Source organism: Mammaliicoccus sp. O-M54 (genome assembly GCF_022386035.1).
Classification (GTDB): Bacteria; Bacillota; Bacilli; order Staphylococcales; family Staphylococcaceae; genus Mammaliicoccus; species Mammaliicoccus sciuri_A.
In genome coordinates, this window is the sequence record NZ_JAJNJE010000004.1 from 152,519 (window position 1) to 164,536 (window position 12,018).

9 protein-coding genes and 1 pseudogene are annotated in these 12,018 nt (G+C 32.8%); 5 read left to right on the forward strand and 5 right to left on the reverse strand.

The genetic code is table 11. From position 1 onward, the window contains the following. Window positions 1-104 precede the first annotated feature (104 nt). Window positions 105-3,269: an efflux RND transporter permease subunit gene (locus tag LQ673_RS08535; protein WP_191836490.1), complete on the forward strand. Its 3,165-nt coding sequence runs from the start codon at window positions 105-107 to the stop codon at window positions 3,267-3,269. Window positions 3,270-3,538: 269 nt separating this feature from the next. Continuing rightward, a complete protein-coding gene (locus LQ673_RS08540; RefSeq protein ID WP_191836489.1) occupies window positions 3,539-4,699 on the forward strand; it encodes an aminotransferase class I/II-fold pyridoxal phosphate-dependent enzyme in 1,161 nt (386 codons plus the stop codon). 68 nt (window positions 4,700-4,767) lie between these two features. Here the strand turns inward: LQ673_RS08540 and mspA are convergent, their stop codons facing one another. After that, window positions 4,768-5,088, reverse strand: a complete 321-nt coding sequence (gene mspA, locus LQ673_RS08545) for a membrane stabilizing protein MspA (protein WP_025906805.1) — start codon at window positions 5,086-5,088, stop codon at window positions 4,768-4,770. Window positions 5,089-5,103: 15 nt separating this feature from the next. Next, complete coding sequence (locus LQ673_RS08550) at window positions 5,104-5,271, reverse strand: SE1832 family protein (protein ID WP_049320027.1); 168 nt, start codon at window positions 5,269-5,271, stop codon at window positions 5,104-5,106. Window positions 5,272-5,316: 45 nt separating this feature from the next. On the opposite strand from LQ673_RS08550, the gene ybaK reads away from it, so the two are divergent. Both ybaK and LQ673_RS08560 read left to right on the forward strand, forming a co-directional pair. Then, entirely contained in the window at window positions 5,317-5,799 is a 483-nt protein-coding gene (gene ybaK / locus LQ673_RS08555) for a Cys-tRNA(Pro) deacylase (RefSeq protein ID WP_185805840.1), read from the forward strand. A gap of 104 nt (window positions 5,800-5,903) precedes the next feature. Then, window positions 5,904-6,815, forward strand: a complete 912-nt coding sequence (locus LQ673_RS08560) for an AEC family transporter (protein ID WP_037589023.1) — start codon at window positions 5,904-5,906, stop codon at window positions 6,813-6,815. A 51-nt stretch (window positions 6,816-6,866) separates the two neighbouring features. Here LQ673_RS08560 and LQ673_RS08565 read toward each other — a convergent pair whose 3' ends face one another. The 3 genes from LQ673_RS08565 to LQ673_RS08575 all read right to left on the reverse strand — a co-directional run bounded on the left by LQ673_RS08565 (window position 6,867) and on the right by LQ673_RS08575 (window position 9,574). Continuing rightward, complete coding sequence (locus LQ673_RS08565) at window positions 6,867-7,652, reverse strand: glucose 1-dehydrogenase (protein WP_037589022.1); 786 nt, start codon at window positions 7,650-7,652, stop codon at window positions 6,867-6,869. A 30-nt stretch (window positions 7,653-7,682) separates the two neighbouring features. Then, window positions 7,683-8,540 (reverse strand): GRP family sugar transporter, encoded by an 858-nt coding sequence (locus LQ673_RS08570; RefSeq protein ID WP_037589021.1) that lies wholly within the window; start codon window positions 8,538-8,540, stop codon window positions 7,683-7,685. A 161-nt stretch (window positions 8,541-8,701) separates the two neighbouring features. Next, complete coding sequence (locus LQ673_RS08575) at window positions 8,702-9,574, reverse strand: GNAT family N-acetyltransferase (protein ID WP_191836488.1); 873 nt, start codon at window positions 9,572-9,574, stop codon at window positions 8,702-8,704. A 142-nt stretch (window positions 9,575-9,716) separates the two neighbouring features. On the opposite strand from LQ673_RS08575, the pseudogene LQ673_RS08580 reads away from it, so the two are divergent. Next, window positions 9,717-11,852: pseudogene (locus LQ673_RS08580) on the forward strand (DNA topoisomerase III). Window positions 11,853-12,018 lie beyond the last annotated feature (166 nt).

The following is a 12,018-nucleotide window of genomic DNA, read 5'->3' on the forward strand; positions in this document are numbered from 1 at the left end:
ACTTTAAATTATTAAAATTTTAGTGCTTTCTTTATGTATAAGGTATGTTTTAGCGTTAAATTATTATACAATTATTTACAAATCATAAATTAGGGGGAAATTGAGTGGTTCAAAAAATGATCAAGTTCTCGCTGAATAATAAATTTGCTATTTTGCTTATGACGATTATTATTTTGCTTGGCGGCATATATTCAGCGTTTAAAATGAAACTAGAGTTATTACCGGATATTACAACACCTGTTATAACAATTACGACACCATATCCAGGTGCAACACCTGAAAGTGTTCTAGAAAATGTAACAGAACCAGTTGAAAAAGAAGTTCAAAATCTAGAAGGCGTACAAAATGTCACAAGTCAGTCTTTAGAAAATGCTTCAGCAATTACATTAGAATATACATATCAAACAGACATGGATGAAGCTGAGACTGAATTAAGAAAGAAATTAGAAGCGTTAGATTTACCTGACGGTGTTCAAGATCCGGATATGAGTAGAATGTCTATGTACTCATTCCCAGTTGTGAGTTATTCAATTTCTGATAAAGATGACGATCTTGAAAAAGTAACAAAACAAATGCAATCAGATTTAATACCTAAACTTGAAAAAGTAGACGGCGTACAAAATGTATCATTGTCAGGTCAAACATTAGAAGAAGTTAATTTAGAATTTGACCAAAATGAATTAACGAAACGTGGTATGAGTGAAGATGAAGTACTTCAATACATCGACGGTGCTACGAAAGAATCACCTTTAGGTTTATATACATTTGGTGATGATTTGAAATCAATTGTTGTAGATGGAAGATTCACTTCAATAAAAGCACTGAAAGATTTAGAAATACCTATGACAGGTGGCGCTTCAAGTGGTGGAGGGCAAAGTGCAGCAAGTCAATCACAACAAGGCCAGCAAGCTCAACAAGGTCAAGAGGGTTCTGAATCAAGCGATAGTAGCGCATCTCAAAGTATCCCATCTGTAAAATTATCTGATATCGCAGATGTTAAACAAGAGAAGAAACGAGATTCAATTTCTAAAACAAATGGTAAAGATGCTTTAGCGCTTCAAGTAACGAAATCTACAGATGCCAATTTAGTAGATGTCGTTGATAATGTAGACAAAGAACTTGAAGCTTATAAGAAAGATCATAAGAACATAGAATCTGTACAATTGATGGAAACAGCATCAACAATTAAAGACTCAGTATCGACAATGGTTGAGAAAGCTTTAATCGGTTCTATCGTTGCAGTGATTATCATTATGTTCTTCTTAAGAGATATTAAATCAACTATTATCGCGATGGTTTCTATTCCAATGTCATTATTAATGGCACTCATTGGTCTAAAAGCGATGGATGTTTCATTAAATATCTTAACTTTAGGGGCATTAACAGTTGCAATTGGACGTGTTATTGATGACTCCATTGTTGTTATAGAGAATATTTATCGACGCATGTCGGATAAAGGTGAAGAACTGAAAGGTAGTAAACTGATTACAAGTGCGACGAAAGAAATGTTTATTCCAATCATGTCTTCAACAATCGTTACAATTGTCGTGTTCTTACCGTTAGCTTTTGTAACTGGTCAAATTGGAGAAATGTTTAGACCATTTGCTTTAGCAGTAGCATTTAGTTTATTAGCTTCACTACTTATCGCATTAACAATTGTGCCAGTTCTTTCACACATCTTCTTTAGAAATGGAATTAAGAAAGCTAAGAAAGAAAGAGGACATTGGTTAGCAAATAAATACAAAGGCATTTTAAAATGGAATTTAAATCATAAATGGCTTGTTATTGTATTAAGTATCGTGCTTGTTATCGCAAGTATTGCACTTGTATTTACGCCATATATCGGTAAGTCGTTTATCGATACAGGTGAAGATAAAATGTTAGCACTAACTTATAAACCTTCACCAGGTGAAAAAGAAGATCAAGTTGTTAAAAACGGTGAACAAGCTGAGAAATATTTATCAAAAGATAAAAACGTAGAATTCGTTCAATATAGTGTAGGTGGCGAAAATCCATTTAATCCTTCTGCCAAAAATGACATGGCTTTAATGGTTAAATACGATAAAGATACACCTAACTGGGATAATGTCGGTAAAGAAGTTATGGATCATATCGGTAAATTCAACCATAAAGGTGAATGGAAACAACAAGATTTCTCTACTGGCGGTACAGCGAACGAAGTATCTGTAAAAGTATCAGGTCCATCAACTGAAGCAATAGAAGGTACAGTTAAAGACGTAGAGAAAGAAATGAAGAAAGTTAAAGGTGTAGAAAACGTAAGTTCGAACCTTTCTAAATCTTATGAGCAATACGATGTGAAAGTCGATCAAAATAAAGCGAGCAAATTAGGACTTTCAGCTGGTCAAATTGCTATGACGCTTAATCAAACTACACAAGAAAAAGTTGTTACTAAATTAAATGATGATGGTAAATCTATCGATGTTAAACTGACTAAGAAAGAAGAAACAGATTGGTCAGAGAAGAAATTAGAAGATACTAAGATTACATCTCCATTAGGTAAAGATGTGAAACTAAGTGATATTGCGACATTGAAGAAAACAACTTCACCAGATACAATTACAAGAGAAAATGACAAAATTTCTGTTTCTGTAGATGCGAAAATCACTGCAGACGATGTTGCTAAAGTAACAACAGATGTTAATCAAAAAGTTTCTAAAATTGATACACCAACAGATGTTGAATTAAATGTTGGCGGTACAAATGATGACATCAACGAAGCAATAGAACAGCTGTTGCTTGCAATGGGTGCAGCAATTCTAATCGTATATTTAGTAATCGTATTAACATTCAAAGGTGGATTAGCACCATTTACAATATTATTCTCATTACCAGTATCTATTATTGGTGTAATCGCAGGACTGTTAATTACACAAGAAACGATATCCGTACCAAGTATGATTGGTATGTTAATGTTGATTGGTATTGTTGTAACGAATGCGATTGTATTAATAGATAGAGTGATTAATATGGAAGAGGCGGGCATGACTACAAGAGAAGCATTAATAGAAGCAGCAGGCACGCGTTTAAGACCTATCTTAATGACAGCTATTGCGACAATCGGAGCATTAGTACCACTATTATTTGGTGGCGGAAGTTCTGTTCTTATTTCAAAAGCATTAGCAATTACAGTAATAGGTGGATTAATTTCTTCAACATTATTAACACTATTAGTTGTGCCAATTTCATATGAAATCATTATGAAATTTAAGCGAGCAATATTTAAAAGACCAAAAGAACGTATAGAATAGATGATTAACCCCTCCATGTCTGTGAGACAAGGAGGGGTTTTTGTATGTAGTAAATATATATTGGTTAAGTTAGTAACAAAAGTCGTGAGAATTGTAACTAAGAGCTGCCTATCCTAATAAAAGCAACCTGAGTAACCATTCCATATACCTATTATGATTTATTTCTTAGTAATTTAATAAGAAAATACTTGTTCGTGTTTCATACTTTGATAGAATATATTCATATACAAAAAATAGTCTGAAGAATTTTATTTCGAGGAGTCGTTATTGTGCCAATATCAAAACTATTATCAGAAATACCAGACAGTTACTTTGGAAAGACAATGGGTCGTAAGGTTGAACATGGTCCGTTACCGTTAATTAATATGGCGGTTGGCATCCCTGATGGTGAGACGCCAAAAGTTATCGTAGATGAATTTATTAAAGCTGTACAAAAGCCAGAAAATCAGAAATATGGTGCTTTTCATGGTAAAGATACGTTTAAACAAGCGATTGTAGATTTTTATAAGAGGCAATATGATGTGGATTTAGATAAAGAAGAGGAAGTTTGTATTTTATATGGTACAAAAAATGGTTTGGTCGGTTTACCGATTTGTGTTGTAGAACCTAATGACTATGTATTATTACCGAATCCAGGCTATACAGATTATTTAGCAGGTGTTCTACTCGCTCGTGCTAAACCATATTCTTTAGAATTAACGCCTGAACATCAATACTTACCACAGTGGGATGACATAGAACCTGAAATCTTAGATAAGACAAAATTAATTTATTTAACTTATCCAAATAATCCAACTGGATCTGTTGCAAATACAGAGTTTTTTGATGAAACGATTGCTAAATTTAAAGATACACAAACAAATATCATACATGACTTTGCATACAGTGCTTTCGGATTTGATCAGAAGAATCCGAGTATTCTCCAATCGGAAGGTGCTAAAGAAACAGCTGTAGAGATATTTTCCTTATCGAAAGGGTATAACATGTCTGGTTACAGAGTAGGCTTTGCAGTCGGTAACAAAGAAATGATTGCTGCTTTAAAGAAATATCAAACGCACACACATGCTGGTATGTTTGGTGCATTACAAGATGCGAGTACTGTCGCTTTAAATGAATGCGATGATTTTCTTATTAAACAAAATGAAATATTTAAGACGAGAAGAGATCAATTTGAAGCGTCATTAAGAGAAGTAGGTATACCATTTGAACCAATGAAAGGTGGTATATTCCTTTGGTTACAAACACCTCCAGATTATGATGGAGAAGCATTTGTAGAATACTTATTACAAGAGGTTTCTATATTAGTTGCTCCAGGAGTACCATTCGGCGATAATGGTCAAAATTATGTCAGAATCTCATTAGCGTTAAGTGATGACGAACTATTGGAAGGTGCTAAGAGGTTACAAGGTCTAGCTCACTTATATAAATAAAAAGAGCTGAGAAATAATTTTCTCAGCTTTTTCATATAAATGAGATTTTGTAGATATGCATTAGGGTATTAAAACACTATAAATAATAAAATCACAAATATGATTAATATAAAGATCGACATATAATTGAGTAGTTGAATTGCTTTTTGGTCTTTAATGCGATATTTAAATGCTGTGATTTCAACATTGATAACGAGACAAACCAATACAGCTAATATCCACCAAGTTTGCATTGCAAAACTAAATACAATACTGCCTAAAAAGACAATAAGCATAAGCCCCATTATAAATCTTAAAGCTTGCGTAAGCATCGTATGTAGTTGGTATATACTTAAGTAACTAATAATAAGATAAATAATGGTAAATAATAAAAGTATGAGAATTAACATAGTCATTTCCTTTCGTTAATCTTGATCAAGTTGAGCGCGAACTTTACTGATTTCTTCTTCGATTTTGACAAGTTGTTTTTCAAGTAAGTCGGTTGCTTGACCAGTAGATTCTCTCTTTTCTAGGTCATTTTGTATACGTATGTAATCATATTTAAGTTCAGAAAGTTGTTGGTTTAAATCCATTTTAAACACTCCTTTTTATAAAATAGCTATGAAGTAGGTGATAAATTGAAAAAAGTTAAAACCAATGCGATGCGCATCTTAGATCAATATAATATATTTTATCATACTCATGAATTTAAAATAGGAAAAGATCATTTAGATGGTCATGAAGTTGCGCAATTAATTCAGAAACCAGAACATCAAGTGTATAAGACGCTTGTATTAACAAATGGGAATCGTGAATATTTCATCTTTGTTATTCCAGTCGTTGAACATCTTGATATGAAAAAAGCTAGTAAAGCTGTTGGTCAGAAAAAATTAGAACTCTTACCACTTGATCAACTCACCAAAGTTACAGGTTATGTAAGAGGTGGTTGTTCTCCAATTGGTATGAAAAAAACATATCAAACCGTAATAGATATCAATGCTGAATCATTATCTACGTTTATCGTCAGTGCAGGTAAACGTGGCTATCAGATTGAACTTGATCCAGCAGATTTAGCCAAAGTGATTGATGTAAGATTTGATGATATTATTAAATATAACTAAACTAATTTTAGTATAATTTATTAATATTTCAAACAAAAAGTGTGCATAGAAGTTAAACTGTTGTTAATATAGATAAATGTGAGTTTAATGAGAGAAGTGATAAAGTGACAGAAAAATTTATAATGATTATTTTATTAATTGCTTTAGGATACGTTCTAAAGAAGCTTAAATTCTTTAAAGCTTCTGATGGTAATGTACTTGCAACACTTGTACTAAATGTTACTTTGCCTTCATTAGTGATTGTAAATTTAAATGGATCTGATTTAGATTTATCTTTAGGATGGCTTCCTATATTAATGCTATTATACGGCATTATAGCAAAGCTACTAATCATATGGTTATTCAAGAAAAAATATAATAATCAAATAAGAGGTACTGTGGGCATGATGGCCGCTTCAGTTAATATTGGACTGTTTGCATATCCATTAGTCGCACAAATTTGGCCTAAAAATGGTTTATTATACTTTGGTATGTTAGACATTGGTACAGCTATCATTATGTTCGGTGTAACATATTTTGTTGGTAGTTACTTCAATGATGGTGGCGATCAATTTGACTTTAAACGAATGGGTTTAAATTTATTAAAGACCGTACCACTTATGACATATATGATTATGTTTATCTTAAATATAATGAGCATTAAAGTACCTGACAAAGCGATAGATTTCTTTGAAATTATTGCAAATGCGAATATGCCATTATCCATGATCTTATTAGGTTTATTCTTGAATTTTAAAATCGAAAAAGCATACTTACCGATTGTTGTTAAATACTTAGCATTTCATTATGGCTTTGGTTTATTAATGGGATTAATTGTTCATTTCTTCTTACCTGTTGATGACCCAATGATCAAAACGACGTTACTTATTGGTTGGTTATTACCTATAGGTGTTTCAGTACTGTCTTATGCCATTACATTTAAATATAAGACTTTACCTATAGTGGGTATGGCTACTAATTTAAGTATTGTCATATCAATCGTCATTTTATATGTATATCAATTTTTCTTTGTTTAATAAAACAAAAAAAGCGTTTGGATTTCGCATCCAAACGCTTTTTGTAATCTATTAACCTTTACCGCCCATGAAAGCAGGGTAGTTTGTCATTCCGCCATCAACATATATTGTTGTACCGTGAATGTAACTTGCTTGTTCTGAAGCTAGGAATGCATTAATATTTGCAACTTGATCCGCTTCACCAATTTCATGTAGTGGAATCATTTCTAATGTTTCTTCGCGTGTTGCTGGGTCAGAGAATTTTTCGCGAGTATGTTCTGTAACAATAGCCCCTGGAGAAACATTATTAATTCTTATACCATTTTTACCGTATTCCATAGATAAAGTTTCCATCATCAATTTTAAGCCGCCTTTACTTGCTGCGTAATTGACGTAGTTTGGCCAAGGAATAACATCGTGCACACTTGCAGTATTGATGATTTGACCTTTAATATCATGCTCTAAATAGTAATTAATGACTTCTCTACTACCAATAAAAGCACCTGTTAAGTTGATATCGATAACTTTAGACCATTCTTCTAAACTCATTTCATGAGATGGAATTGGTTTTTCGAAACCAGCATTATTGATTAACACATCTATACGACCAAATGTTTCATGTGTTTGTTGAATCAAGTTCTTGATATCTGCTTCTACTGAAACGTCTGCTTTAATAGCAACCGCGTCAGCACCAGAATCTTTAATAGATTGAACGATTTTTTCAGCTTCTTCAACGTGATCTAAATATCCAATAACAACTTTTGATCCTTCTTTACCAAATCGTTCAGCAGTTGCTTTACCAATACCACTGTTACCACCAGTGACAATCACAACTTTATCTTTTAAATCTTCATACATATTAAACACTCCTATTTTTATATATTGAGTTTACCCTTTAGCTGCACCAATAATGAATGCTGCAATAATGATTAACACGATACCTATCCAAATAAATGTCATTTGGCGTTTTGTTTTTTGTTCGCCTAATAGGTAAATACCACCTAGAGTAGAAACGATTACTAACATTTGTGAAAATGAAAAGCTCGTTCCGACACCAACTTTTGGTTGTGAAATGAATAGGAACATATTACCTAATGCCCATACAATCCCTGGCAATAAGTTGAGTGTCGTATGTTTAACAGTAGGTTTATGTTTGAATGATAAAATGATACCCCCAATTACCATACCTATAGATTGTGGAAATAATGCATCCCAACCTTCAACACCGAATACTTGGCCGATTACAACGTATACGACATAACCGACAGTAGAGATGAGTAATATTGGAATAGCTTTACCAAGCTTTTTAGTATTTCCGCTATTTCCAGAACCTTTTTTCTGAACAGATGTAAATATCACACCGATAATCAGTAACACTAAACCTGATAGGCCAAGTGCAACTTGCGTACCTGTTGACCATTCTCCTAAAAATGCAGCACTGAATAATGTTGTTCCAAGTAATTGTAAGCCTGTAGATATAGGCATCGTTATTGAAACGCCAATTAAGTCTACACTTCTAAGTTGAAATCCTTGTCCAAGTGCCCAGAAAGCACCAGAAATCATACCGATAATAATTGTAGTGAATGTAAAGTGCACATCACCAAAGAAGAATAGACATAAACCGATGATGAAAGCCCCGATTGTTGTACCTAAAATTTGGTTATAAGGACCTCCACCAACTTTAACATTGATTAATACGACGCTTCCCCAGAACAATGCTGGTAATAGCGCTATAAGGTATTCCATACACAAGACTCGCTTTCTCTATTTATTTGTATTATTTAAACTACCCAAGTATTATACGCCCGAAACTTTTTTATTGTAAAACATATAGCTCACAATGTAATTTTACTATTAAAAAAGACCCATGAGCGCTTATTAAGCATTCATGAGCCTTAGTTTAAATATTATACATCGTATGGTCTCACATATTTAAAATGATGTGTTTCATTGACGATGTGGAAACCGACTTTTTCATATAATAATTGTATTTGTTCATGCTTTTTACTATCTACATAAATACGAACTGTTTCGACATCTTGATGATTAAATGCTTCTGTCGTCGCGAAATGAATCATTTGAAACGCGATGCCTTGTTTTCTGTAATCATGGTGAGAAGCTAAATTAGGAATTGTGGCTAATTTCTCAGGTATATCTATGGATAGATAGATGTATCCTTTAACAAGACCTTCAGCTATATATAAATAAAGCGCATGATTGTCATCTAGTGAATCTATAATATCATCAGCACTTATATCACTATGTTTGAAACTATTGGAATGTAATTTGTTAAAGGCATAGTAATAAGGTTTGCTGTATGGCGTCATTTGGTGTTGCTTATCAATTGGTAAAGGTGGTTGTTGAATTTCTAAAGTATATTGCGTTTCTACATATCCCGCATGTAGTCTTTTCAGTTTACTATTATTTAAAATGTGATCTTTATGTAGCGAAATGTGGCAATATTTAATGTTTGGATGATTATTTAAAAGTGTTTCCCATATTTCTTTTAAGGCGTTTAACGTTTCTTCATTTGTATTATTAACGATTGGTCCCCATACATTTGCAGTCTCATCATCTACACGCTCAAATCCTAATATCCCGGTAATTGTGTCATTGTCTTCTATATAGTAGAAGGTGGTTTCATCAAATTTATGGCTTAAGTCATTCTTAATCTCTTCTATTGACTGAGGTATATGTGTCACGTAGTTTGTTTCTTGCCTGTTTTTTTCGTGTAAATAAGAAGCTATCGGATCGATTTCTTTAAGAGGCAGTATTTGCATGATAGTCACTCCTTTAATATTCAACGATTATTTTATTCCATTATACGATTAATCGAAAATTTATAAAAGTTTTTCATGCCTTTAGAACACTTTTTATTCATGTTATAATAGTACGAATGTAAAAAAGAATGGGTGAAAAGAAATGAAAGCATTAGTTCTTGCAGAAAAACCTTCAGTAGGTCGTGACATCGCTAAAGCATTAGGTATTCATGATCAGAAGAAAGGTTACTTTGAAAATAAAAATTATATCGTTACTTGGGCATTAGGACATCTTGTAACGAATGCTACGCCTGAAGAATACGATAAGAAATTTAAAGAATGGAATTTAAATGTCTTACCAATAATTCCTGATTATATGAAACATGTTGTAATTAAGAAAACAAGAAGCCAATTTAATACAGTTCAACATTTGATGAAACGAGACGATGTAAATTCAATTATTATTGCGACAGATGCTGGTAGGGAAGGTGAACTTGTTGCAAGGTTAATTATTGAAAAAGCAAAAGTTAAAAAGCAAATTAAGCGACTATGGATCAGTTCAGTTACTGAAAAAGCAATTAAAGCAGGCTTTCAAAATTTAAAACCTGGTGAAGCATACAACAATTTATATCAAGCAGCATTATGTAGAAGTGAAGCGGATTGGATTGTCGGTATAAATGCGACTAGAGCTTTAACAACGAAATATGACGCACAATTATCATGTGGTCGTGTTCAAACACCAACTTTAAATCTTGTACAAATGAGACAACAAGAAATTCAATCATTTAAACCTGAAAAGTATTATCAGATGAATATTGAAGTAGAAGGTTATAAATTTAAATGGTTGAGTAAGAGCGGAGATAAAACATTTGATTCTGATTTAATAGAACAAGTTAAACAACAAGTTCAAAATAAAAAGGGTATTATCCAAAATATCTCGAAGAAGAAAAAAACAAAGTATCCTCAAAAGTTATACGATCTTACAAGTTTGCAACAAACAGCGTATCAACGATATAAAATGAGTGCGAAAGAAACGTTGAATACAATGCAAGCATTGTACGAACAACATAAAGTATAGACTTATCCAAGAACAGATTCTAACTATTTAACAGATGATATGGTTTCTTCTCTGAAAGAACGAGTATCATCATTAAGCGCTACACCACTTAAATCACATGCTGTACCATTGCTTAAAAAACCAATTAGAGCGGGTAAACATTTTGTTGATAATAAGAAAGTATCAGACCACCATGCGATTGTACCAACAGAAGTGAGACCTAACTTTGATCAGTTATCTCCTAGAGAACAGAAAATTTATATGCTAGTGGCAGAAAGATTTTTAGAAGTATTATTACCACCATATCAATATGAAGAAACAACTGTGACATTAACATGTGAAGGGGAAATTTTTAAACTGACACAAGAAGTAGCAGTTGAATTAGGCTTTAAAGAACTATATGAAGAAAAGACGCATGTGAAAGCTTTGCCTTTTAAAGAACAGCAGCATGTGAACATACAAAAAGTGAATGTCGTTAGTAAAGATACAGAACCGCCTGCATACTTCAATGAAGGAACTTTACTTAAAGCGATGGAATCACCACATCATTTCTTTAAACTTAAAGATAAGAAAATGGCTCAAACTTTAAATGAAACAGGTGGTATCGGAACAGTTGCGACAAGAGCGGATATCATCGAGAAGTTATATAGTTCTAATGTAATAGAAGCGGTGCAAGGTAAAATTAAGATAACGCCTAAAGGAAAACAATTATTAAACTTAGCGCCTGAACAACTAACATCACCAGAATTAACGGCAGATTGGGAAATGAAGTTAACGCAAATCGAAAAAGGAAATTATTCTAAAAATAAATTCATGAATGAAATGAGAAACTTCACGAGAGAAATCATTGCGGATATTAAAGAAAGTGATGATAAATTCAAGCATGATAATATCACAACGACTGAGTGTCCGACTTGTGGTAAATTTATGCTTAAAGTTAAAACGAAAAATGGTCAAATGCTCGTCTGTCAAGATCCAACATGTAAGACTAAGAAGAATCAACAAAGAAAAACGAATGCCAGATGTCCAAACTGTAAGAAGAAACTAACACTGTATGGAACAGGTAAAAAAGCGACATATAGATGTGTATGTGGTCATACAGAAACACAAGAGCATATGGACGAAAGACTTAAAAACAGAAAATCAGGCAAAATAGGTAAAAAAGAAATGAAGAAATATATGCAAACTGAAGAAGTAGAAAACAATCCGTTTAAAGACGCTTTAAAAGGATTGAAGTTCTAATTTAATATGAAAAGAGACTGGGGCATCGTGTGATGTCTCAGTTTTTTTAATCTATTAGTAGCAATTGAGTTGGCTAGAAGCGTATTGTCAGGGGTTATAATGTGTGAAAACCGAACTATAACACGAACATAAATAAAATTAATTATATAAATGTTCGTAAAAAGTA

Bases quoted from the DNA above. Each gene is read 5' to 3' on its own strand.
- mspA (WP_025906805.1), bottom strand. From the start codon at position 5,088: ATGTTAATTCTCATACTTTTATTATTTACCATTATTTATCTTATTATT.
- LQ673_RS08550 (WP_049320027.1), bottom strand. From the start codon at position 5,271: ATGGATTTAAACCAACAACTTTCTGAACTTAAATATGATTACATACGT.
- LQ673_RS08565 (WP_037589022.1), bottom strand. From the start codon at position 7,652: ATGTATGAAGATTTAAAAGATAAAGTTGTGATTGTCACTGGTGGTAAC.
- LQ673_RS08570 (WP_037589021.1), bottom strand. From the start codon at position 8,540: ATGGAATACCTTATAGCGCTATTACCAGCATTGTTCTGGGGAAGCGTC.
- LQ673_RS08575 (WP_191836488.1), bottom strand. From the start codon at position 9,574: ATGCAAATACTGCCTCTTAAAGAAATCGATCCGATAGCTTCTTATTTA.